Here is a 22,149-nt window from a genome sequence, read left to right on the forward strand (position 1 = left end):
CCAACCCCGCCACCACCTGACCCCACCCCACACCCCACCCGGCTCCGCCGGGCGCTGTCGCCTGCCCACTCACCTTTCGATTTTCGGGTCGGTTCCGCGATCCCCACGAACAACCCCGCGTCGGCTCACCACTCGGCGCTGGCCCGCGGACCGGGCGGTCCGCGGTGGGTCGGGGAGCGGGTGCTGTGCGTCGGCCCGCGGAACGGGCGCTGTGCGGTGGGGCGGGGAAGCGGGCGCTGTGCGGTGGGCTGGGGGAGCGGGCGCTGTGCGGTGGGCTGGGGGAGCGGGCGCTCCGCGCCCGAAATTTCGGCTTATCACGGTATATCGGCGCCGGATACAGGCTGTCAGGGCTTCCAATCGCCCACGGTGAGCACGTCGGCCTGCATGGGGAAGATCTTCTCGGTCAGCACGCGGTGGACCTCGGGGTCGCTGTCGAGGCAGGCGTCGGCGAGGACGGTCAGCGTGTAGTCGAGGTCGGCGGCCTGGCGGAGCGTGGACAGGACCACGCCGCTGGTGGCGATGCCGGTCAGGACCAGCTGCCGGATCCCCTGCGCGCGCAGCACCATGTCGAGGTCGCTGCCGGCGAACGCGGACACCCGCCGCTTCGTCACCACGATGTCGCCGTCGGCCGGCGTCACGTCCGCGTGGATCTCGGTGGCGTCGGACGCGGGCAGCGTGAGGCCGGCCAGGCGGCCGAACATCCTGTTGCCCGGGTCCACCTCCGGCGCGCCGGGACGGAAGCCGACGGACGGGTAGATGACGCGCACGCCGGCCGCGCGGGCCGCGTCGACGGCGGTCCGGAGGCGGGGCAGGTAGCCCGGGTCGGGGTAGCGGGCGACGACGGAGTTCTGCACGTCCATGACGAGCAGCGCGGTGGTGGTCATGGCGTCCAGTCTCCGCGTCTCGAGGCGCTGCGGGCAGAGACCGGTTGATGCTGGTACAGGTCGTACCACCCACCGGATGGCAGACTTGCCGGGTGACTCAGCGGGCGGATCTGGCCGCGTTCCTGCGGGCGCGGCGCGCGCGGCTGGAGCCCGGCGACGTGGGGCTGCCGGACGGCGCGCGGCGGCGCACGCCGGGGCTGCGGCGGCAGGAGGTCGCGCAGCTCGCCGGGATCTCCATCGACTACTACATCCGGCTGGAGCAGGGGCGCGGTTCGGCGCCGTCCCGGCAGATCCTGGCCGCGCTGGCCCGCGCACTGGTGCTGACCCGGGACGAACGCGACTACCTCTTCCGTACCGCCGGCATCAATCCGCCGAAGGCGGCCGCACCGTCGCGGGAGCTGGCCCCGGCGATCCGCTACCTGCTCGACGGGATGCCGCACGTGCCGGCCTACGTGGTCGACGCCCGCTACGACATCCTCGCCTGGAACCGGCTCGCCGGCCACCTGCTGGACTCGCTGCTGCGCGGCGACGAGCGCAACATGCTGCGCTGGCTGTTCGGCAACGTGATCGTCGACGGCGAGTGGAGCTCCGGGACCGCGGCCGCGTTCACCCGCGACACCGTGGCCGACCTGCGTGCCTCGTACGCGCAGAACCCCGGCGACCCCGGCCTGGCCGCGCTGGTCACCGAGCTGCTCGGCACGTCTCCCGCGTTCGCCGCGCTCTGGGCCGACCATGACGTGGCGGTCCGCCGCAGCGCCACGAAACGCGTGAGCCTGCCCGGTCTCGGCCCGCTGGAGTACGAGTACCAGGTCCTGCACGTCCCCGAGACCGGCCAGCGCCTGATCACCTGCTGCGCCGCCCCCGGCTCCCCGACCCACGAGGTCTTCCGCCGCCTCGCCACCGCCGACCTGCCCTAGCCGCGGCCGTCCCCCTACGGGTCGGGTCGGCCGAAAGTCGGAGCGGGAGCCTCCCGGGATCCGGTCCTTTGCCGGAGGCCGTGGCCGGTCCGTTCGTTGCACGCTGGAACAGGCGACGACGAGGAGGCGGTCATGACGGTGACGACGACGATCGGCGCGGTGGTGAAGGCACTGTCCGGCCTGGTGGACGCTTCGGCGAACCCGCCCGCGGACGCCCGCACGGTCCGGCGCCTGCTGGAGGCGCTGCGCGTGAACACCGGCGACGGCTCCCCGCCCGCGCTGTCCCGCGCGGTGACCCGCTTCCAGACCGCGACCGGCCTCCCCGCCGACGGCATAGCGGGCCCGCGCACCATCCACATGATGGTCACGACGCTCCGCCGCACCCGTCCCGCGACCTGACGCGATCGCACACACCGCTATTTCGTGAAATTTCGGGCACGGAGTGCACGTGGTTCTCGGGTGACCACCCACGGATCCGAGGCCGCGGGAGCTCGCGGACGGTGACCCTGCTGGAAGCGGGACATCACGACCTGGATCTTGGTTTTGGGTCTGGAAATGGTCCGGTCCTCCGGCACGGGACGGCGTGCGGGAGGACCGGGGCGGAGCGGGAGGCTAGGCGCGGGCGCGCCGCAGGCAGCACTTCTTGTACTTGTCGCCGGAGCCGCACCAGCAGGGGGCGTTGCGCTCCGGGGGCCAGGTGATCTGGCCGGCGCGGGTGGCGAGCTGGCGGGCGTAGCCGGCGCGGGTCTTGGCGTCGGTCGGGTCGCCGTCGGTGCCGGCGAAACCGGTCAGACCGGACACCGTGCCGGACGGGACGAACGCGGGGGAGACGCCCTCGCGGGTCAGCTCGCGCTCGAGGCGGGCGCGGTGCTCGTCCCAGGTCTTGCCGTAGGACTCGGACAGCGCGGGCCACTGCGCGATCAGCTTGTCGAACTGGGCCTGCGGCCAGAACAGCAGCTCGGCCGCGGTGGTGGTGGACGCGCCGGCGTTGGCCAGCTTCGTCTCCAGCCGGTCGGCGAGGTTGTCGTGGCCGTCGTGCGGCAGACCGAGCAGGTGGCGGATGCGGTGCCGCTGCTGGAGCAGGAAGAACAGCAGGCCGGCGTCCTCGGCGGAGGACGGCTCGGACGCGCGCTCGGCGAGCGCGGTCTGCACCGCCTCGGTCAGCCACTGCTCCGCGGTCTTGGCGTGGCCGCCGACGGCGAGGGCGGCGCTGATGTACGCGGCCGCGTCCGTGTGTTGCAGCAGCAGCGGGCGCAGCGGCTCGATCTCGGCGAGCGCCTCGTCCGCGTGGCCGGTCCGGAACAGGATGCGGGCGCGCAGGGCCCGTGCGGCGGCGACCGGGGAGTCGTCCCGCGTTCCGAACTCGTCGAGTGCCCGGTCCACGTAGCGCTGGGCCGCGTCGAGCTTGGAACGGCTCTCGGCGATCTCGGCGGCGAGGGTGAGGGCGACCCCGGCATCGGCCTTGTCGGCCAGGAGGCCGTTGTCCACGGCGCCGGCCAGCTCGGCGGCGACGCCGAGCGGATCGGGCGCGCCGAGGGCGGACTGCCGGAGGTCTTGAAGGTCTGCGCTGGTCAGGTTGGCTTTCATCGGCACCTTGCCACGGTACTGCCTGTCAGGCACCGACAGCCGTAGATCTAAGTCTCATTCCGGGGTACGTACGTCCGCCGCCACCCGATCGGGTGGCGGCGGACGCCCCCGTTACCTACTCCAGGCGCTGGGATCATTCAGCTGGTCGGAGATCTGGAGACCGCCGATGATCTGCAGCACCTCGTCCTGGGTGACCGCCGCGTTCTTCCGCAGGCTGATCGCGGTGAACATCATCTGTCGGTGCTTCATGTTCCAGGTGTCGCCGGACGGGTCCGGTACGACCTGGTAGGGGCCGGCGGTGAGCGTCCCGGGGTAGTCGCCGGCGGGGCCGGTCTGCACCTGGACCCGGAGCCGGCGCTGGCCCTCGTAGAGCGTGAAGCCGCCGCTGTAGAACAGGCCGGCCTCGTTCTCCGCGCGGAGCTCGACCCAGCAGTCCCGGACGACCATTCCGGCGGTCTCGCCGGTGGTCCGGAACGGCGTCGCGCACCGGCGGGTGTGGTCGAGCCGGACCTCCCCGATGTAGGAGAGGGCTCTGCCCTCGAAGGGCGTGTGCACCTCGGCCTGGGCCCAGAGTCCGTCCACCGGCTGCCATCGGTAGAGGTAGAGATTCTGGCCGGGCACGGCACCGGGCCAGCCGGTGACGGTGCGCAACGTCCCCGGGCGCCCGCCGACCTCGGTCTGGACAGGTTCGGGCAGCTCGGCGCCCTGTGCCATGTCCGACGTACGTGCCCCGGGTTGCTTCAATCGTGGCGTGACATTCGACCCGAACGACCCGCGCGTGCTGCGCGGCGGCCTGCTGACCCAGCGGGCGCAGGTCCATGCCGCCGAGGGCCGTGCGGATCTCGCACTCGAAGCGCACGAGGAGTCGGCGGTGCTGGTGCGCGCGCTGATCGCGGAGGACCCCGGTGAGCCGCGCTTCCGGCAGCAGCTCGCGGCCACGCTGTACGGGCTGGCGTCGTCGTACAGCGCGGTCGGCCGGCCGGGCGACGCGGTCACGGCGCTGAACGAGTGCGAGGAGGCGTACCGAGGGCTCAGCGGGTCGCTCGACGTGGCGCCGCTGCTGGCGGACGTGCAGGCGCGCCGCGGCCTGGCCCAGATGCAGCGCGGTTTCGTGGCCTCGGCCGTGCTCGAGTTGGACGAGGCGGTCTCGGCGTACGTGATCCTGACCGAGCGGGACGACACCCACAAGGCGGACCTGGCCCGGGTGCTGTCGCTGAACGCGCAGGTGCTGTCCGGTGGCGGCGGCGACCCGGACCTCGCGGTCCGGTCGGCGGACATGGCCGTGCGGCACTTCCTGCAGCTGGCCGACCGGATCAACGCCAGGCCGGACGCGCCGGTCTACGCCCGCTACCTGCGCGGGGCCGCGCGGCTGGCCGCCGAGATCCACGGCGGGCAGGGGGACCTGGAGATGGCGACGCAGGCCGCGGACATCGCGGTCACGGTCGCCCGCTCGCTGGCGCCGGCCGGCCTGCACGAGATCCGCGAGCTGATCGACGCGCTGGCCAGGTCCGCCGCGCACCTGCGCGCGGCCGGCCGGATCGGGGAGGCGGACGCGGCGCTGGCCGAAGCCCGGCTCACCGACCCGGACGCCGACGAGGCCTACGACGCGGACTGGACCCGGCTCACGCTCGCGGCCGCGCTGGAGGCGGCCGGGAACGCGCTCGGCCGGGAGCGGGTCGAGAGCCTGTCCGTGCTGGTCACGCCGCCGGAGGGGACGGCCCTGGTGATCCCGACCGGCCGCTGCCCGATGCAGCTCGCACCGGCGTACGCGGAGCAGCTGGCCGCGCTCGCCGTCGCGCTGCTGGACGCCGACCCGGAGACCGGGATCCGGCTGGCGATGGAGGCGCACTACCTGTTCGCGGGCGCGTCCTCGGCGCAGACGGTCCAGATGCGCTACCAGTTCGCGCACCCGGGCACCCAATGGGCGCGGCTGCTGCTGACGTTCTCCCGCTGGCTGGAGGCGGCCGGCGCGAGCCCGCTGGCGCTGGACCTGGCCGGCTGGCTCAGCGGCGTGGCTCAGCGTCTGATGCCGTTCGCGCTGCTCGACGCGGACCTGCGCGCGCTGGTGGCGGACAGCTTCGAGCATCACGGCAACCTGCTGATGGCGTCCGGCGACGCGGAGGCGGGCCTGGCGGCGATCAACGCGGCGGTACGACTGCGCTGAGAGGCTGCCACGACGTACCATCGCGTTCACGATCGTCGATCACGGACGGAGGGCGCGATGCCCGCACGACGAAGCGCGCAGTGGTACGCCGGCGACGTCCGCAACAGCTACATCCACCGCGCGTGGATGCGCCGTGGCCTGCCCGCGGACGCGTTCGACGGCCGTCCGCACATCGCGATCGCCAACACCGCCTCCGACCTCACGCCCTGCAACAGCCATCTGAACGAGGTCGCGCGCAGCGTCTCCGACGGCATCCACGCCGCCGGCGGCATCCCGCTGAACCTGCCGGTCGTCTCGCTCGGCGAGACGCTGGTCCGGCCGACCGCGATGCTGTGGCGCAACATGGCCGCGATGGCGACCGAGGAGATGCTGCGCGCCAACCCGATCGACGGCGTGGTCCTGCTCGGCGGCTGCGACAAGACCATCCCGGCGCTGCTGATGGCCGCCGCGTCGGTCGGGCTGCCGGCCGTGGTGGTGCCGGGCGGGCCGATGCTGACCGGCACGTTCCGCGGCGCCCCGCTGGGCTGCGGCACCGACGTGTTCAAGCTGAGCGAGGAGGTGCGCGCCGGCACGCTGTCCACGGCCGAGTTCCAGCGCTCCGAGTCGTCGATGATCAGAAGCAAGGGCCATTGCAACACGATGGGTACGGCGTCGACGATGGGCCTGCTCGCCGAGGTGCTGGGCATGACGCTGCCCGGCCTGGCGGGCACCCCGGCGCCGGACAGCCGGCTCCTCGAGGGCGCGCACGCGACCGGGCGCCTGATCATCGAGATGGTGGACGCCGGGCGTACCCCCGATGCGATCTTGACCCGGGGCTCCTTCCTCAACGCGATCGTGGCGCTGGCCGCGATCGGTGGATCCACGAACGCGGTCGTGCACCTGCTCGCGATCGCCGGCCGGCTCGGCGTGCACCTGACCCAGGACGATTTCGACACGGTCGGCGCCGGCGTGCCGCTGCTGGTCGACCTGCTGCCGGCCGGCCGGTTCCTGATGGACGACCTCTATCGCGCCGGCGGACTGCACGCGGTGCTGGCCGAGGTGCGTGACCTGCTCGACCCGGCCGCGCTGACCGTGACCGGCCGCCCGCTGGTGGAGTACCTGGACGACGCCCCGGTCTACGACCGCGAGGTGATCCGCCCCCGTGCGGAGCCGTTGCAGCCGCACGCGGGCATCGCCGTGCTGCGCGGCAACCTGGCGCCGGACGGCGCGGTCATCAAGCCGGCCGCGGCCTCCCCGGAGCTGCTGCGGCACCGCGGCCCCGCCGTCGTCTTCGACTCGATCGAGGATCTGCACGCCCGCCTGGACGACCCGGACCTGGACGTCACCGCCGACTCCGTGCTGGTGCTGCGCGGTTGCGGCCCGAAGGGTTACCCCGGCATGCCCGAGGTGTCGAACATGCCGCTGCCCGCGAAGCTGCTGGCCGCCGGCGTGCGCGACATGGTTCGCATCTGCGACGGGCGGATGAGCGGCACCGCGTACGGCACGGTCGTGCTGCACGTGACGCCGGAGGCCGCCGCCGGAGGCCCGCTCGCCAAGGTCCGCACCGGCGACATGATCATCCTCGACGTGGCGGCGCGCCGGCTCGACGTGGACATCCCCGCCGGCGAGCTGGAGGCCCGGGAACCGTCGCCGGAGACGGTCAAGGCGTTCGCGGCGCCGTCGCGCGGCTGGGAGCGGCTCTACGTCGATACGGTCGGCCAGGCGAACACCGGCGCGGACCTGGACTTTCTCCTCGGCGCCAGCGGCGATCGGGTATCACGCGAATCGCACTGAGCCGTTACGGCTCCACTGTGGATCTGGCACTCGGTGCCACCACGTCCCGGCCGGCCGTTGATGCGGCGCGCGGCACCCGACGTTCCGGCAGGCGATGAAGACCTGGTCACAGGGTGGTGAGGAGCTGGAGGCGGTCGGTGGAGGCGGGGGTGGGGCGGTAGACGACGAGGAGCTGACGGGACTCCGGCTGCTGGAACTTCTCGTAGTGCAGCTGGAGCGGCCCGACCAGCGGATGTGCGATCTCGGTGAGCCCGGTCGTGCGGCCACGGACGTCACGGCGGGCCCAGAGGGTACGGAAGCGGTCGCTGGCGACCGTCAGCTCACCGATCAGCTCCAGCAGCCCCGGTTCCGCGTCCCCGCCCAGCGCCAGCGTCGCACGCAGCCCGGACACGGCCTTGGCCGTCGTATCCGCCCAGTTCACATAGAAGCGCCGCATCTCCGGCTCGAGGAACACCGACCGCAGCGGCGTCTGCCCGACCGCGAAGAAGGGGCAGAGCGCGACCGCCGGCCGGTTCGCCGCGGTGACCCGGCCGGCGGCGTCCTGAACGTAGGCGGGCGTGGCGGGCCAGCTGTCCACCAGCGGTTGCAGGGACGGCGCGGGCGCGGACCGGCGGCGTCGTGCGGGCCGCGGCGCGGGGTGGGCGAGCCGATGCAGATACGCGACCGCGTCGTCGTCGAGTTGCAGCGCCGACGCCAGCGCGGTCAGGATCTGGTCGGACGGGTGCAGGTCACGGCCCTGTTCCAGCCGAAGGTAGTACTCGGCACTGATCCCGGCCAGCAGCGCCACCTCCTCGCGGCGCAGGCCGGGCACACGGCGGCGCGCGCCCGCGACCATGCCGACGTCCTCCGGGCGGATCAGCTCCCGCCGCGCCCGCAGGAAGTCCCCGAGTGTGTCCATCATGGACGCCCCCTTCAACGGGCCAGACGGAGCAGCGACTCCGCGGCGGCGATGACCGCCTCCTCGTTCGATCGCGGCGACCAGCCCAGTTCCTCCCGGATCCGGGAGTTGTCGGCGCGGCGGATCACGTTCAACTGTGGCACGACCTCGGTCAGCCGCGGGTTGAACCGGGCCATCGCGCGGATGAGCCAGGCCGGAGCCGCACGGGTGGGCGCCTTCGCGGCGGCCTCGCCGAACCGGGCGTGCAGCGTCCGGCCGATCTCCGCGAACGAGATCGTCCCGCCGGCCAGCGCCAGGTAGCGCCGCCCGGCCGCGGCCGGCGAGACCATGGCGCGCAGGTGCGCGTCCGCCACGTCGCGGACGTCCACGGCCTGCGTCCAGACCGGTGGTGCGACCGGCATGCCGCCGTCGAGCATCGAGGCGATGATCCCGATCGAGGAGGCGTAGTCCGGGCCGAGGACCGGGCCGAAGATGCCGACCGGGTTGATCACGGTCAGTTCCGGGCCGCCGCCCTCCGCCTCGACGAAGTCCCAGGCCGCGCGCTCGGCAAGAGCCTTGGACCTGACGTACGGGGTCACGCCCGGACCGTCCGTCCGAGTCCAGTCGCTCTCGGTGAAGACACGGCCGGTCCGGCCGTGGCCGTAGCCGACGGCGGCGAACGACGACGTCAGCACCACCCGTTTCACGCCGGCGTCCCGGGCCGCGCGCAGCACCCGCAGCGCGCCGTTCCGGGCCGGGACGATCAGGTCGTCCTCGTGGCGGGGCGCCGAGGCCGGGAACGGTGACGCGACGTGCAGCACGAAGTCGGTGCCGGTCACCGCGTCCGCCCAGCCGTCGTCGTGGTGCAGGTCGGCGCGGAAGAAGGAGACGGTGCCCGGCGCGGTGCGGAGCATCGTGTTCACGTCGTCCTGCCGGGACAGGTCGCGGAGCGTGGTGCGGACGGTGTGCCCGGCGTGCAGCAGCGCGGCGATGGTGTGCGCGCCGACGAATCCGGTTCCGCCGGTGACGAGTACGGTGGCCATGCATCGATCCTGCGGGTGCTGACCTGGGCGGAGAAGTTCCCGCTGACACTGGTCCCCGCGGGGACAGGCCGCGAGAGGCGGAGCTCCGGGTCGTCCCGGGTTTGGTGTTCGGGGGTGGCAGGCCGTAGACATGACCGCGCACGCTCAAGATCGGACCGGGGAGACGCGCGGCATGACGGTGGGACTCGTGGATCCGGTGCGGGATCGGGCGGCGGTGACCCTGGCCGGGCGCTGGCGGGCGAGGCTGTGGCGGCCGGTGACCGCGCTGGCCGGCGGGCTCGTCATGGACCTCGGGTTTCCGGGTCTGGGCTGGTGGCCGTTGACGCTGGTCGGCGTGGCCATGGTGCTGGCGGCCGTGGACGGGCTGCGGTTCTGGCGGGCGGCCGGCGTCGGCGCGATCGCGGGCCTGGCGTTCTACCTGGCGATCGCGTCGTGGAGCGGGCTGTATCTCGGGCCGGTGCCGTGGATCGCGCTGTCCGCGTCGCAGGCGATCGCGGTCGGGCTCGGGTGCGGGCTGATCGGGTTCGCGTCGCGGCTGATCCCGGCGCGCGGCGCCTACCTGCTCTATCCGCTGCTCACGGCCGGGCTGTGGGCGGCGCGGGAGGAGGTGGCGGCGCGCTGGCCGTACAACGGGTTCTCGTGGGGGCGGGTGGCGTTCTCGCACAGCGAGGGGGTGCTGGCGCCGCTGCTGTCCTGGGTCGGGGCGTCGGGGCTGACGTTCGTGCTGGTCGCGATCGCGGCGGCCGGCTATCGGATCGTGCGTGCGGTAGCCGACGACCAGGGCGCGCGTGCGTGGCAGGAATCGGCGAAGGCCGACCGCCGGCCCGCGCTGCGGAGTACCCTGACGGCAGCCGCCGCCTGGGCCACCGTCGCCGCCGCCCTCACGCTGGTCCCCGTCTGGCAGCTGCCCTCCGCCGGCACGATCACGGTCGGCGCGGTGCAGGGCAACGGCCCGGCCGGCTACTTCACCGCCCGAGAGCGCGGTGACCTGCTGGCCGCCTCCGAGCGTGCCACCGCCACGATCACCCCGGGCAGCGTCGACGTCGTCGTCTGGCCCGAGGACGGCAGCGACCTCGATCCGACCCGCTCGGCCGAGGCCCTGGACCGGATCATGCGCGTCGCCGACACCGTCGACGCCCCGCTGATCCTCGGTGCGATCACCAAGCGTGACGACCTGTACTACAACACCAGCCTGGCTTTTGAGCCCGGACTCAGCACCCCGACGGACTTCTACGACAAGAAGCGGCCGGTGCCGTTCGGTGAGTACGTGCCGGACCGCGCGTTCTGGTCGATGCTCGCGCCGGACCTGATCGGGCTGGTCGCGCGCGACTACGTGCCCGGCACCCGCGAGGGCGTGCTCGAGGTCGGCGGCCTGCGGCTCGGCTCCTCGATCTGCTTCGACATCACGTCAGACGACGTGATCAGCGACCTTCCGGCGCGCGGCGCGCAGCTGATCCTCGCGCAGTCCAACAACGGCGACTTCGGTACCACGGACGAGAGCGTGCAGCAGCTCGCGATCGCCCGCGTCCGCGCGCTCGAGACCGGCCGGGACGTTGTCAACATCTCCACGGTCGGGACCAGCGCGATCATCGACGGGTCAGGGCGCACGACGGCGGCGCTGCCCACGTTCGAGGCGGGCGTGATGGTGCAGGAGGTGACGTTGCGTGACGGTCTGACGCCGGCCACCCGGATGCGGGGTGTGCTGCCGCTCGCCATCGTGATCGTCTCGCTGCTGACCCTGGCCGGACTGGCGCTTCGAGGCTTGACCTCAACCGCGGTTGAGGCGGCATGATCCGTCCCCATGTCTGCCTTCACCGACGCCGAGATCGAGTATCTCCGCGGTCAGCAGCTCGGCCGGCTCGCCAGCGCGCAGCCCAACGGCACGATCCAGAACAATCCAGTGGGGTACGGGTACAACTCCGCGCTCGACACGATCGACATCGGCGGCCACAACATGTCGGCGAGCCGTAAGTTCCGCAACGTCGAGGCCGGGTCGGTGGTCGCGTTCGTGGTCGACGACATCGTGTCGGTCAGCCCGTGGCGGGTCCGCATGCTGGAGATCCGCGGCACGGCCGAGGCGCTGTCCGCGCCGGCCGACTCCGAGGCCCACATGCCCGGCCCGATCATCCGCATCCACCCGCGCCGCATCATCAGCTACAACATCGTGCCGGACGCCGGCGGCGGCGCCCGGAACGTGTGACGATCTCGATCTTCGGGCACTCCGTGCCCGAAATTTCGAGACATAGTGGCACGGTAGCGTCACCCTGACGCCGAGTCGTCGTACCGGCAGGCTGCCTCGACGAACGCGGTCAGTCCGGGCACGAGAAGCCGGCCCGCCTCCATCACGCGCTCCGGGGATCTCGGCGACGCCCGCGTGTGCCGCTGCGCGAGCGCGAGCAGCGCCGGAACGGGTTCCGGCTCCCCGTCCAGCCCGAAGACCGCCTCCAGCGGCGCGAGACCGCCGCCCAGCAGCCAGAGGTAGTCGCCGAGGTCCCGCGCGATGACGTCGATCCCGCCCTCCGAACTGAAGAACACGACGGGTTGCGACTCGACGGGCATCTCCGGCTCCCGCTCCCAGAACGCGACCAGCCCGCCGGTGCCGTCGCGCGCGAACACCCTGAACGGCGCGGCACCCGCCCCCGGATTGCCGGTCTGCTCGTGCCACCACCGCGTGGTCGTCGCCGCGCTCTCGAACTCGTCGTCCGGCTCGAAGTCGTACCACCGGCCGAACGCCGCCGGCCAGACGTCGTGCGCCTCCGCCAGCACCGCCGGCAGCCCCCGGTCCTCATCGGTCACGGAAGGAGCATAGGCATCCGCCGGACACTCCGGTTCTGTCCGGTGGGGGAGTCCGGCGGAGGGGCGGGGAGCAGGGCGGACGGGGTACGGGGTCCGATGTCGTCCGGGAACGGGGCGTACCGGCGATGGGGTGGGGTTTGCTCTTTCTGTCTGGGTTGTCGTTGCCGGCGGAGGAGAAGGATGATCATGCATGTCCGACCACGGCGGTTGCTCGCCGCGCTCGCTGCGGCGCTGTGCCTGACGGCCTGCGGCGGCGGAGGCGGTGACGGCGAGGGGGCCGGAGCGGCGACGCCGACCGCGTGGCCGACGCTCGCCGACGGGAAGCTGACCGAGGCGATGTGCGACGTGCTGACCGCGGACGACTTCCTGGACGTGGGCGTGGAGGCGCTGCGGTGGGAGGACCGCGGGCCGTCGCCGGACGTCAGCCCGAACGCGATCACCTGTCACGCGCTGGGCAGCCACTTCCTCGGGTTCAACCTGCAGCCGGACCCGGTGTCGGCGGAGCTGTACTTCCGGTACCTGCTGCAGAACAAGCCGCAGAGCAGCGCGGGGAACACGGTCGCGGGCGCGGACGAGGTGTGGATCACCACCGCCGGCGTGGACGACACGCAGCTCTACGCCCGGCAGGGGTCGCTGATCATCAGCCTGGGGCTGGGATTCGCGCACGCCGACCAGGACTACGACCAGGTGGCGGCCGCGACGACGCTGGCCGGCAAGGCGCTGGAGCGGTTGCCCGAGGTCGGCCGGACCACGACCGGGAGGCCGCACGAGATGGTGCTGACCGTGACCGGCACGAATACCCCGAACGCGGTCGTCGGCTACACCGACCCGACGCTCGTCCGGACCGAGCCGGAGACGGTCACGCTGCCCTGGACGAAGACGATCCAGTTCCCGTCCTACGGCATGTCCGTCCCGATCAACGTGAACGCCTCCGCGGCCACCGCGTCCTTCACCTCGCTCCCGACCGTCACATGCCTGGTCACGGTCGACGGCGTCAAGGAGGCGGAAGGCCGCCCCGGTCCCACGACCTTCTGCAGCGGCTCCTACCGCGAGGCCCGTTAGGCCGGCACACCTCCGCCGTCCACGATGGACAGGGTGCCGGTGACGTTGTCAGGTCACCCATGCTCCCGATTGGAACAGGCGCGAATTAGATTGACATATCCCGATCTGGCCGGTGGGGTGGCCGGGTGACGACGATCGAGATGACAGGGCAGCGACCGGCCACGGCACGGGCGGTCGGCGCGCTCGCCGCGATGGCGGCCGGGGCGTTCTGCTTCGTGGCGATGGAGTCGCTGCCGGTCGGGCTGCTGCCGATGATCGCGGCGCACTACCGGGTGTCGCTGCCGGACGCGGGCCTGCTCATCACCGGCTACGGGCTGACCGTGGCCGTGATGACGGTGCCGCTGGCCTGGGTCTTCCGGACCGTACCCCGGCGGCTCCTGCTCTCCGTCCTGCTGGCCGTCTTCGTCGTGGCGACGGTCGCGTCCGCGCTGGCACCGACCTACGGGCTGCTGCTCGGCGCGCGGGTCGTGGTCGCGCTCAGCCAGTCGGTGTTCTGGGCCGTGGTCGGTCCCGCGGCCACCGGGCTGTTCTCCGCCGAGGTCCGCGGCCGGGCCGCCGCGACCGTCTTCGGCGGCTCCGCGCTCGCCCCGATGCTCGGCGTCCCCGCGGGCGTCTGGCTGGGCCAGCAGGCCGGCTGGCAGGCCGCGTTCTACGCGCTCGCCGCGCTCGGCCTGGCCTCGTTCGCACTGGTGGCGGCGCTGATGCCGCCGAGCCCGGCCCGTACCGGCGCCGCCGCCGTCGGCCTGTCCCCGAGCGCGCCCCGCTACCGGACGCTCACCGCGATGACCGTGCTCCTGGTCGGCGGCCTGTTCGTCGCGTTCACGTTCACCACCCCGTTCCTGACCGACGTGGCCGGTTTCAGCGACGCCGCGGTCGGCCCGGTGCTGCTGCTGCGCGGCCTCACCGGCCTGGCCGGCGTGATCGTCTGCGGCGCGCTGGTCGACCGCCGCCCCGACCTGGTCATGATCGGATCCACCGTGCTCCAGGCGTCCGCGCAGCTCGGACTGGCGATACTGGCCTCCTCCCCGGTCGCCGTCATCCTGTGCACGGCGCTGTGCGGCTTCGCGTTCGGCGCACTCGGCCCCGCGCTGACCGCCCGCGTCCTGGAGGTCGCGCCCCGCGACGTCACCATGGCCGCCGCCACCAACTCCGCCGCCTTCAACCTCGGCATCGCCGGCGGCTCCCTCCTCGGCGGCCTCGTCCTGACGCTCGCCGGCCTGCGCGCGACCGCCCTGGTCGGCGGCCTGGTCATCACCGCCGCACTCGTCCTCGCCGTCGCCGACCCCCTCCTCGCCGCCGCCACCCGCACGCGCGCCACCCGCGTCACGGACTGACCGCCGACGGCCGCCGGTCCCTCCCTCGCAAAAGATCAAAATCAGGACCCAGAAGCAGATTTTCCCGCTTCCGGCGTGGTCGCGGTCCGCATGCTCCCGCGGGCAAACCTCGCCGTCCACCAAGACTCCGCTGGCAGTAAGTATTGGTGGTGGGTCCCGTGCCGGTCGGTCTGACTCGTCCGCTGGCTGACTGCGGGTCTTTGAGCGATCTGTCGGCTGTGCCGGCACGGGGCCCGTGGGGTGCACGTGCCGGTGTGGGCGGGTAGTGACTTTATAGGAGCCTGGCTAGAGGTCCCTTTACTGTCTTGTCCTGCCGTGCCCGGCTGGTGCGTGTCTGCCCTGTTTGCCCGGTGTGAGCGGACAGAGGGATGGACGGTTCAACGATGTCACAGTCGGGTGTGGTGGTCACGGGTGTCGAGGTGACGGGTGGTGTGGATACGCATCGTGACACTCATACCGTGGCGGCGGTCGATGGGGCGGGGCGGATGCTCGGGCATGCGCAGTTCGAGGCGTCGGCGGCCGGGTATGTGCTGCTGCTGGGGTGGCTGCGGGCGCGGGGGAGTGTGGTGCTGGTCGGGGTCGAGGGCACGGGTGCGTATGGGGCGGGTCTGGCCCGGTATCTGCGGGCGGAGGGTGTGCGGCTGGTCGAGGTCGACCGGCCGGACCGTAAGACCCGTCGTGGCCTGGGTAAGAGTGATCCGGTCGATGCGGAGGCTGCGGCGCGGGCGGCGTTGGCGCAGCGGCGGACGGGGGTCCCGAAGGAGCGGGACGGGCGGGTCGAGGCGTTACGGAATCTGCGGGTCGCCCGGCGTGGCGCGGTCGTCTGCCGGGCGGATGTGCAGCGGCAGATGAAGGCGCTGATCGTGACCGCGGCCGAGCCGGTCCGGCAGGCCTTGCGCGGGTTACGGGTCCCTGCGCTGGTCAAGGAGTGTGCTGCGGCGGTGCCGGATCGTGACCGGTGTGGTGAGCCGGGGGTGGCGGTGATGATCGCGTTGGGGAGTCTGGCCCGCCGGCATCAGCAGCTGAGTGCGGAGATCGCCGAGCTGGACGAGCTGATCACGCCGCTGGTCACCGCGATCAACCCCCGGCTGATCGCCGCGTTCGGTGTCGGGCCGGATGTCGCCGCGCAGCTGCTGATCACCGCCGGGGACAACCCCGGCCGGCTGCGCAGCGAGGCCGCGTTCGCGATGCTCTGCGGCGTCGCGCCCTTGCCGGCCTCGTCCGGGCGCACCCACCGTCACCGCCTCAACCGCGGTGGTGACCGCGACGCCAACAACGCGTTGTGGTGGATCGCGATCACCCGGATGGGCCGCGACCCGAGAACCCGCGCCTACGTCGAGAAACGCACCAAAGACGGCCTCAGCAAACCCGAAATCCTTCGATGCCTGAAACGCTACATAGCCCGCGACATCTACACCCTCCTCATGCCACCAAAAAATCTTGAAAACACCCCTGGACAAACATAGGAGCATCGCTCCGCTTGCCTCCCGCCGTCGGAGCCGGTCCCGCGCGACACCGGAAAGAGCACGCGAGTCCCGCCGTGCTCAGGTCATCCCGCCGCACGCGGTCGCGTGGGTCGGGAAGGGGCGCTGATCTTCGTTCGCGGGTCAACGGCAACGGTGTTGCGGTCCGCCGGGCCGGCTGGGAAGCGCGGGCGCGCTTCTCAGGCCGGGACCGGGCGCACCAGCAGCGTGACGGTCCGGTTCCGTGCCGTCTCCGGGTGCGGCCCCTGCGACTGGTCGGCCGTCGCCAGCGTGAACGCGGTCAGTGGCAGCCCGGACGCCTCGGACAGCAGGCCGGCCGCGACCTGCGCCCGCGCGTACGCGGTCGTGGTGCCGCCGCTGTTGCGCTCCCCGGCCACCGGCACCGAGTGCCCGACGACCGTGGCCGTCACCCGCAGGTCCGGCAGCCGGCGGCCTACGGCCGTGACCGTGGTGAACGCGCCCTCGGCCAGCCGCGTGTCGCCGGTGAAGAGCCCGAGGTCGAAGACCACCCGGACGTCGTCGTCGCGCGGCTCGGTGACCAGGCCGGGCATGGCCAGCGCGGCCGCGATCTCGGACAGCCGCTGCCGGTGGAGGGCGGCGGACGCGGCCAGTTCGTCCATCTGCTGCCGGACCCGCTGGACCTCCGGGTCGATCGTTGTGGGCGCGGCCGCCGGCACCGGCGCCTCAGGGGGAGCGGCCGCGGGCAGGGGCGCCTCCGCGGGAGCCGGTAGCCACACCACCCCGCCCGCCACCAGCGCGACCAGCACCAGCACCGCGGCCCCCGCCATCGCCGGCCGCCGGTACCGGTGTGCCGCGATCGCGGCCCGCCCTCGCCGCGCCGGTTCGTGCTGCGGGTCCAGCCGCTGCACCTGCGCCCAGCAGGCGTCCGCGCGGGCCAGGTCGCCGCGCTGGGCGTGGATCCGGGCGCGCAGATCCAGCACCGCGATCGTCGGCGCGATCGGGTCGAGCAGGCGGGCGGCCCGCTCCAGGTCGCCGTCCCGGGCCGCGGCCCAGGCACGGTCGAGGGTCAGGGCATAGTGCAGCGCGGTGCTCACGATGACCTCCTGAGGCCGATGACCTGGTCCTGCTGCTCGGCGGGCAGCAGCCGGACCAGGCGCTGGTTGACCGCGTCGAGCGCGCGGGCGTCCTGGTGCGCGATCGCCTGCCGTCCCTCGCGGATCAGCGGCTTCGCCGGGCCGTGGTCGCCGAGCACCTGGATCAGGCCGAAGAACAGCTTCACCGGCCACTCCGGGCTGCGGCGTTCCAGGTCCACGAGCACGCCGGTGACCTGGGTGATCAGGTCGGCGACGGTACGCAGGTCGGCGGCCTCGTCGGCCTGCCGGCGCAGGCGGGCCAGCTCCTGCCGGTCCGCGGCGGTGCCGGCGAGCAGGTCGGCCTCGTCGAGCAGGTCCCGCAGGCGCGCGGTCTCGGCCGGCAGCTTGGTCGCGTCCTCGATGTCGTCCAGGTCCGCCTGCAGGCCGCGCAGCCGTTCCTCCGCGGCCGCGGCCGCACCGGCGTCGATCGCGGCCGCGTCCACCTGGTCGCGGGCGGTGACGATCGCGTTCTCCGCGTCGAGCCGGCCGAGGCGGTCGCGGGCCTCGCCGGCCGGGGCGGTGCCGCGCAGCTCCGCCAGCCGCTGCTGCACCTCCTCCAGCTGTCCGCGGAGCTCGGCCGGCGGCGTGGTCCGCACCTCGTCGAGGTTGATCTCGGCCTCGAACTGGGTCTGCACCAGCGGTACGTCCGCGACCACGGTGACCAGGCTGTCCGCGTCCACCTCGAACGTCACCTCGACCTCGGTGCCGGCCGGCAGGTCGATGCGCACGTCGCGGGGCTGGATCTCCAGCACGCCGACCTGGCGGTTGCGGTCGCCGCGGGCGCGTTCGCCCTGCACGACCGGGATGCGCAGCAGCGCGTCCGTCGAGTCGCGGCGCATCGCGCTGGTGGTGTGGAAGACCTCGCGGGCGCGGGCCGGCAGCGTGGCGCCCTTCCGCAGCAGCGGCGCGAACACCCGGTCCGCGAGCTGGATGCCGAGCGAGTGCGCCAGCCGTACGCCGCCGAACTCCACGTCCCGGTGCGTGATCGAGAACGTGGCCGGGACCAGCGGCTGCGGCGCGCCGCCGGCGTCGGTGAGCGCGATGGTGAACCGGGAGGTGCGGTGCGGGTCGACGTCCACGTCCGTGGCGAAGCCTCCGGTGGCGTTCAGCCCGATCCGGGCGGACCGGAACGGCGGCCTGCCGTCGGGGTTGGCAAGGACGACGCCGTACCCGGTCCAGGCGCCCTGTGCCGTGCCGCCGACCCGCCCGCCGATCGTGGGCGTCGTGGTGGTCACGCTCGGCTCGTACGCCAGGTCGACCGTGAACGCGCCGGCGTCGGCCGCGGAGGCGGTCACCGGCCGCCGGACCGTGGAGGCGAAGATCGCCGCGCCGCGTGCCACCACCGTGCTCGGGTCCAGGCTGGTGTCGAGCGCGATCCCGATGCCGGTCGCCGGGTCGGCGAGGCGTTCGCGCAGGCCGGGCGCGAGCGTGACGCCGCCGACCAGCAGCACCCGGTCGATGTCCGACTCGCTCAGCGAGGCCTCGCGCAGCGACGCGCGGCAGAGGTTGATCGCGCGGGTGTAGTACGGCTCCGCGACCGCGTCCAGCTCGTCGCGGCGCAGCGTGTGCTCGAACCACTCGACCCGGCCCGGCCCGAGGCTCAGCTTGATCGTGACCGGCACCGACTCCCGGCGCGACAGCGCGATCTTCGCCGCCTCGGCCGCGGCCTTGAGCTGCGCGAACGCGGGCCGCCAGAGCAGGTTGTCCCGGCGGAACCCGTCCAGCCCGAGCTCCTTGGCCGCGGCCGGCGCCAGTACCCGCTCGACCACCGCCCAGTCGATGAGCTTGCCGCCCAGGTACGGATCACCGGCGTGGGTGAGCACGCGCAGGTCACCGTCGCGCTTGCTGACCACGGCCGCGTCGAACGTGCCGCCGCCGAAGTCGAACACCATCCAGTAGCCGCGGTCCTCCGCGTCCTGGAACCCGAACGCGAACGCGGCCGCGGTCGGCTCCTGCACCAGCGGGCAGCCCGCGTCGAACCCGGCGAGCTGCGCGGCCTCCACCGTGGCCTTGTTCTGGTTGAGCGTGAACGCGGCCGGCACGGTGATCACGGCGGCCCGCGGCGCCACGCCGAGCCGGTGCGCCGCGTCCCCGCGGATCGACTTGAGCACCTCGGCGGACAGCTGCGGCGGCGTCATCTCGCGCGACGCCCCCGGGAACGTGCGCCGCGCGTCGGCCAGGCCCATCTCCAGCTTGAACTCCGCGGCCGCGTTGTCCGGGTCCGTCTCGAGGCCGGGCCGCGCGCCGGTGCCCACGAACAGGCTGCCCGGCTTCGGCATCCACACCACGGACGGTGTCACGTCCTGGCCCTCGTTGCTCTTCACGATGACCGCCTCGCCGTTCTCGATCACGGCGAGCGCGCTGTTGGTGGTGCCGAGGTCGATGCCGACGTCGATCGTGTCGCTGTCCCACATGGTCACTCCGATCTCTCCGGGCCGGCGACGATGACCTGCCCCGTCTGGATGCGCCGATCGAGCAGGTAGACGGTCGGCCGCACGGTCTCGACGACCACCTCGCCGGTGCGGCCGGCCTCCGGGCGGAACGCGAGCATCTCCAGCGAGCGCCCCGGGTGGTACGCGTCGCCGTCGTGGTCCTGCACGACCAGGCCGGCGTCGGTCAGCGCCTCCCGGCAGACCAGCAGGTAGCGGCCGGTCTGGCGGTCGCGGGGCCCGTCGCCGTGCGCGAGCCGCCGCTGCGCGCGCCACAGGTTCGTGGCGGCGTCGGCCAGGAGTTTCTCGTCGAACGGCGATTCCGGCGGCGCGGGTTTCTCGAGCGCGGCCAGCAGCGCCTCCATCTCGTCGGCCGGCGCCGGCGGCGGCCCGATCCGGAACGCCTTCGGGTGGCGCCACTGGCGCAGCGCCGCACGGATCGGGCTCACATCAGCACCCCCCGACGCCACAGCAGCAGCGTGTCCAGGTGTCGTTCCCGCAGGCGCGGCGACAGGCTGACCGCCTCCTCCAGCAGGTCTGCCGCGATCAACAGCTTTCCGGGGGTACGGGAGAGCGCCTGCGCCTGCCGCAGCAACTCCTCCGCGTGCGCGCTCGGCGCCGGCCACACCGCGGGCCCGGCGGGCTGCTCCTCCCGCAGCCGGAGCGCCGTGGCCAGATCCCCGGCCTTCGCCGTCCGCCGCCACGGATCCACCTGCAGCGTGGCCATGACGATCCCGTCCAGCGCGGCGTCGACCGTCTCGTTGTAGCTGCTCGGCGGCAGCAGCGGACGCCGGAACCGGGCCAGCCGCAGCGGCGCGAACTCCCCGCCGTCGTCGAACGGCAGCCGCCCGGTGAGCATCAGGTACGCGATCACGCCCACCGACCACACGTCGCTGGCGCAGGAGTAGCCCATGTCGCGCAGCACCTCCGGCGCCATGAACGCGTAGGTGCCCTGCGCGCTGGCCAGCCCGGTGAACGGGTCCGCGTGCCTGACCAGCCCGAAGTCGCTGATCCGGATGCGCAGGCCGGCGCCGTCGTACCCGACCAGGATGTTGTCCATGGTCAGATCGCGGTGCAGGATCGGCGGGTCCTGGTCGTGCGCCACCGCGAGACCGGCCGCGATCTGCGCGGTCACCGCCGTGGCCAGCGCGGTCGGCAGCGCGGGCGTGTGCCCGGTGACGAACCGGTGCAGCGTGCCGCCGGGCACGTACTCCATGGTGAAGTAGCCGCGCAGGCCGCGTGCGGTGCGTACCGTGCCGGCGTCGAAGATCCTGATGATGTGCGGGTGGCCCAGCGTGGACAGCAGCCGGGCCTCGCCGAGCAGTGCATGCGTCTCCTCCGCGCTGGTCACCTGCTTGAACAGCTTCATGGCCTGCCGGCCGAGATAGGCATGGTCGACCCGGTACGCCTCCGCGAACGCGCCCTCGCCCAGCAGCCGGTCCACGACCAGCGCCTCCCCGATCCGGTCCCCGGCACTGAGCAGGCTCATCCGAACACCCCCGCCTCCGCGCACCGGTTCAGCACCCAGATGAGCAGGCCGGAGATGACCAGCCAGGCGAACAGCCGCCGGAAGACGCCGCGCTGCTCGCGGGCCACGCCCGGCGGGTGCCGCTTGCTCCAGTGGTCCGGGGCCGTTCTCCGGGACGGCACGACCGGACGGCGGCCCGGGAACGCGTAGGGGAGCGCGACCATCATGTCCAGCGCGGCCCGGTTCTGCGCGATCCGCTCCAGCGTGTCCGGCTCGGAGGCCATCGCGCGCGCGGTGTCCAGCCAGCCGCGCGCGTCCGGGTCCGCGTGCGCGCCCGCGCTGTCGATCAGTCGCACCGCGCAGTTGTTGAACAGCGTCGCCACGTCGTTGCGCAGCCGGACCGTGGACCGGCTGTCCGGGATCAGCACGGCCATCCGGTCGAGCCGCGGCACGACCTCGCCGCCCAGCTCCCGCGCGATGGCGCGCGGATCGGTCAGGCCGTCGGACAGCGTGTTGATCCGGCGGCGGACCTCCTGGTAGATCGGCTCGGCCGTGCGCTCCAGCTGCGTCGCCACCAGGTCGCCGGTGCGCGGCCACTCGCGGGCCTGCCGGATCAGGTCGGCCTGCCGCCCGCCCTCCTGCGTGGCCAGCTGCAGCAGCGGCCGCACCAGCGTGACCGGCAGCTCCGCGCGCAGCGTGTCGATCACGGAGTCGTCGAGCTGCCGGTCGTCGAGCGCCTCGATCCGCCGGCGCACGTGGTTCCAGAACACGGCGCGCCGGATCAGCTGGTCCCACTGCTTGCCGGCCTTCTGCCACAGCAGGTCGAGGTGCCGCCGCTCGTTCGGGCTCGGGAACCTCGACGTCCGCTCGGTGTCGAGCGCCTTCCGGTGCGCGCGGACCGCCCGGTCGTGGTCGTGGTGCAGCGTGTCCGGGCAGCAGGTGGCGTCCGGGTCGTGCCACAGCCAGAACAGCTCGTGGACCAGGCGGCGGCGCGGATCGCCGAGGATCAGGTCGAACGCGGCCGCGACCTCCTGCGGATCGCCCTCCAGGCCGGCGTCCGCGCCCACCTCCAGCATGGTGACGACCTTCTGCCGCCGATGCCGTACGTCCCGCCGGTCCGCATGCACGGACACACCGGCGAGGCGGAAGGCGTTCCGCTGATACAGCGAGAGGCCCGCCACCTCCCGCATCGTCGCCACGGTCGGATCGGTCACCCGTGCAGGGGACCACGCTGCGC

General features: G+C 73.1%; 20 protein-coding genes. 9 read left to right on the plus strand and 11 right to left on the minus strand.

The window, feature by feature from the left end; genetic code table 11:
* Positions 1–344: 344 nt before the first annotated feature.
* Positions 345–884: a cysteine hydrolase family protein gene (locus tag OP04_RS36970; protein WP_033344621.1), complete on the minus strand. Its 540-nt coding sequence runs from the start codon at positions 882–884 to the stop codon at positions 345–347.
* Positions 885–976: 92 nt separating this feature from the next.
* Here OP04_RS36970 and OP04_RS36975 point away from each other — a divergent pair, with 92 nt between their 5' ends.
* Both OP04_RS36975 and OP04_RS36980 read left to right on the plus strand, forming a co-directional pair.
* Positions 977–1,801 (plus strand): helix-turn-helix transcriptional regulator, encoded by an 825-nt coding sequence (locus tag OP04_RS36975; protein ID WP_033344622.1) that lies wholly within the window; start codon positions 977–979, stop codon positions 1,799–1,801.
* Between the two features lie 132 nt (positions 1,802–1,933).
* Positions 1,934–2,200 (plus strand): peptidoglycan-binding protein, encoded by a 267-nt coding sequence (locus tag OP04_RS36980; protein ID WP_051799662.1) that lies wholly within the window; start codon positions 1,934–1,936, stop codon positions 2,198–2,200.
* 213 nt (positions 2,201–2,413) lie between these two features.
* On the opposite strand, the gene OP04_RS36985 is transcribed toward OP04_RS36980, so the two are convergent.
* Both OP04_RS36985 and OP04_RS36990 read right to left on the minus strand, forming a co-directional pair.
* The gene (locus tag OP04_RS36985; RefSeq protein ID WP_033344670.1) at positions 2,414–3,388 is read right to left on the minus strand and encodes an SEC-C domain-containing protein; all 975 of its coding nucleotides are present in this window, start codon (positions 3,386–3,388) and stop codon (positions 2,414–2,416) included.
* Positions 3,389–3,499: 111 nt separating this feature from the next.
* A complete protein-coding gene (locus tag OP04_RS36990; RefSeq protein ID WP_033344623.1) occupies positions 3,500–4,102 on the minus strand; it encodes a hypothetical protein in 603 nt (200 codons plus the stop codon).
* A gap of 37 nt (positions 4,103–4,139) precedes the next feature.
* Here OP04_RS36990 and OP04_RS36995 point away from each other — a divergent pair, with 37 nt between their 5' ends.
* Together OP04_RS36995 and OP04_RS37000 are read left to right on the plus strand one after the other, a co-directional pair.
* Positions 4,140–5,552, plus strand: coding sequence for a tetratricopeptide repeat protein (locus OP04_RS36995; protein WP_051799663.1), 1,413 nt, complete (start codon positions 4,140–4,142; stop codon positions 5,550–5,552).
* 57 nt (positions 5,553–5,609) lie between these two features.
* Positions 5,610–7,325 (plus strand): IlvD/Edd family dehydratase, encoded by a 1,716-nt coding sequence (locus OP04_RS37000; RefSeq protein ID WP_033344624.1) that lies wholly within the window; start codon positions 5,610–5,612, stop codon positions 7,323–7,325.
* 106 nt (positions 7,326–7,431) lie between these two features.
* On the opposite strand, the gene OP04_RS37005 is transcribed toward OP04_RS37000, so the two are convergent.
* Both OP04_RS37005 and OP04_RS37010 read right to left on the minus strand, forming a co-directional pair.
* Positions 7,432–8,226: a helix-turn-helix transcriptional regulator gene (locus tag OP04_RS37005; RefSeq protein ID WP_051799664.1), complete on the minus strand. Its 795-nt coding sequence runs from the start codon at positions 8,224–8,226 to the stop codon at positions 7,432–7,434.
* Positions 8,227–8,237: 11 nt separating this feature from the next.
* Positions 8,238–9,245: an SDR family oxidoreductase gene (locus tag OP04_RS37010; RefSeq protein ID WP_033344625.1), complete on the minus strand. Its 1,008-nt coding sequence runs from the start codon at positions 9,243–9,245 to the stop codon at positions 8,238–8,240.
* A 172-nt stretch (positions 9,246–9,417) separates the two neighbouring features.
* Here OP04_RS37010 and lnt point away from each other — a divergent pair, with 172 nt between their 5' ends.
* Positions 9,418–11,037 carry an apolipoprotein N-acyltransferase gene (gene lnt, locus OP04_RS37015; protein WP_051799665.1) on the plus strand — a complete coding sequence of 540 codons (1,620 nt, stop codon included), beginning with the start codon at positions 9,418–9,420 and terminating at the stop codon, positions 11,035–11,037.
* Positions 11,038–11,046: 9 nt separating this feature from the next.
* On the plus strand, positions 11,047–11,445 hold the full coding sequence (locus tag OP04_RS37020; RefSeq protein ID WP_033344626.1) for a PPOX class F420-dependent oxidoreductase: 399 nt from the start codon (positions 11,047–11,049) through the stop codon (positions 11,443–11,445).
* Between the two features lie 59 nt (positions 11,446–11,504).
* On the opposite strand, the gene OP04_RS37025 is transcribed toward OP04_RS37020, so the two are convergent.
* Positions 11,505–12,041 (minus strand): hypothetical protein, encoded by a 537-nt coding sequence (locus OP04_RS37025; RefSeq protein ID WP_063746786.1) that lies wholly within the window; start codon positions 12,039–12,041, stop codon positions 11,505–11,507.
* Between the two features lie 186 nt (positions 12,042–12,227).
* On the opposite strand from OP04_RS37025, the gene OP04_RS37030 reads away from it, so the two are divergent.
* The 3 genes from OP04_RS37030 to OP04_RS37040 all read left to right on the plus strand — a co-directional run bounded on the left by OP04_RS37030 (position 12,228) and on the right by OP04_RS37040 (position 15,903).
* Complete coding sequence (locus tag OP04_RS37030; protein WP_157240873.1) at positions 12,228–13,103, plus strand: hypothetical protein; 876 nt, start codon at positions 12,228–12,230, stop codon at positions 13,101–13,103.
* Positions 13,104–13,228: 125 nt separating this feature from the next.
* Positions 13,229–14,437 carry an MFS transporter gene (locus OP04_RS37035; protein WP_051799666.1) on the plus strand — a complete coding sequence of 403 codons (1,209 nt, stop codon included), beginning with the start codon at positions 13,229–13,231 and terminating at the stop codon, positions 14,435–14,437.
* Positions 14,438–14,820: 383 nt separating this feature from the next.
* Complete coding sequence (locus OP04_RS37040) at positions 14,821–15,903, plus strand: IS110 family RNA-guided transposase (protein ID WP_033344628.1); 1,083 nt, start codon at positions 14,821–14,823, stop codon at positions 15,901–15,903.
* Positions 15,904–16,100: 197 nt separating this feature from the next.
* Here the strand turns inward: OP04_RS37040 and OP04_RS37045 are convergent, their stop codons facing one another.
* Genes OP04_RS37045 through OP04_RS37065 form a run of 5 tightly spaced genes read right to left on the minus strand, consistent with a single transcriptional unit; the run spans position 16,101 to position 22,126 of the window.
* Entirely contained in the window at positions 16,101–16,976 is an 876-nt protein-coding gene (locus OP04_RS37045; RefSeq protein ID WP_033344629.1) for a hypothetical protein, read from the minus strand.
* Positions 16,973–19,429, minus strand: coding sequence for an Hsp70 family protein (locus tag OP04_RS37050; RefSeq protein ID WP_033344630.1), 2,457 nt, complete (start codon positions 19,427–19,429; stop codon positions 16,973–16,975). Before OP04_RS37050 ends, OP04_RS37045 begins: the two co-directional genes overlap by 4 nt.
* A 2-nt stretch (positions 19,430–19,431) precedes the next feature.
* Entirely contained in the window at positions 19,432–19,893 is a 462-nt protein-coding gene (locus OP04_RS37055) for a hypothetical protein (protein ID WP_051799667.1), read from the minus strand.
* Positions 19,890–20,933 (minus strand): serine/threonine-protein kinase, encoded by a 1,044-nt coding sequence (locus OP04_RS37060; RefSeq protein ID WP_033344632.1) that lies wholly within the window; start codon positions 20,931–20,933, stop codon positions 19,890–19,892. Before OP04_RS37060 ends, OP04_RS37055 begins: the two co-directional genes overlap by 4 nt.
* Complete coding sequence (locus tag OP04_RS37065; RefSeq protein WP_157240875.1) at positions 20,930–22,126, minus strand: hypothetical protein; 1,197 nt, start codon at positions 22,124–22,126, stop codon at positions 20,930–20,932. Before OP04_RS37065 ends, OP04_RS37060 begins: the two co-directional genes overlap by 4 nt.
* Positions 22,127–22,149 lie beyond the last annotated feature (23 nt).

The organism is Catenuloplanes japonicus (assembly GCF_000717135.1).
In the GTDB taxonomy this organism is placed as follows: domain Bacteria; phylum Actinomycetota; class Actinomycetes; order Mycobacteriales; family Micromonosporaceae; genus Catenuloplanes; species Catenuloplanes japonicus.

What these genes read in the sequence shown, in the direction of transcription:
- OP04_RS36970 (WP_033344621.1), bottom strand. Translation starts at nt 884, where the DNA reads ATGACCACCACCGCGCTGCTCGTCATGGACGTGCAGAACTCCGTCGTC.
- OP04_RS36980 (WP_051799662.1), top strand. Translation starts at nt 1,934, where the DNA reads ATGACGGTGACGACGACGATCGGCGCGGTGGTGAAGGCACTGTCCGGC.
- OP04_RS36985 (WP_033344670.1), bottom strand. Translation starts at nt 3,388, where the DNA reads ATGAAAGCCAACCTGACCAGCGCAGACCTTCAAGACCTCCGGCAGTCC.
- OP04_RS36990 (WP_033344623.1), bottom strand. Translation starts at nt 4,102, where the DNA reads ATGGCACAGGGCGCCGAGCTGCCCGAACCTGTCCAGACCGAGGTCGGC.
- OP04_RS37000 (WP_033344624.1), top strand. Translation starts at nt 5,610, where the DNA reads ATGCCCGCACGACGAAGCGCGCAGTGGTACGCCGGCGACGTCCGCAAC.
- OP04_RS37005 (WP_051799664.1), bottom strand. Translation starts at nt 8,226, where the DNA reads ATGATGGACACACTCGGGGACTTCCTGCGGGCGCGGCGGGAGCTGATC.
- OP04_RS37010 (WP_033344625.1), bottom strand. Translation starts at nt 9,245, where the DNA reads ATGGCCACCGTACTCGTCACCGGCGGAACCGGATTCGTCGGCGCGCAC.
- lnt (WP_051799665.1), top strand. Translation starts at nt 9,418, where the DNA reads ATGACGGTGGGACTCGTGGATCCGGTGCGGGATCGGGCGGCGGTGACC.
- OP04_RS37020 (WP_033344626.1), top strand. Translation starts at nt 11,047, where the DNA reads ATGTCTGCCTTCACCGACGCCGAGATCGAGTATCTCCGCGGTCAGCAG.
- OP04_RS37030 (WP_157240873.1), top strand. Translation starts at nt 12,228, where the DNA reads ATGCATGTCCGACCACGGCGGTTGCTCGCCGCGCTCGCTGCGGCGCTG.
- OP04_RS37040 (WP_033344628.1), top strand. Translation starts at nt 14,821, where the DNA reads ATGTCACAGTCGGGTGTGGTGGTCACGGGTGTCGAGGTGACGGGTGGT.
- OP04_RS37050 (WP_033344630.1), bottom strand. Translation starts at nt 19,429, where the DNA reads ATGTGGGACAGCGACACGATCGACGTCGGCATCGACCTCGGCACCACC.
- OP04_RS37060 (WP_033344632.1), bottom strand. Translation starts at nt 20,933, where the DNA reads ATGAGCCTGCTCAGTGCCGGGGACCGGATCGGGGAGGCGCTGGTCGTG.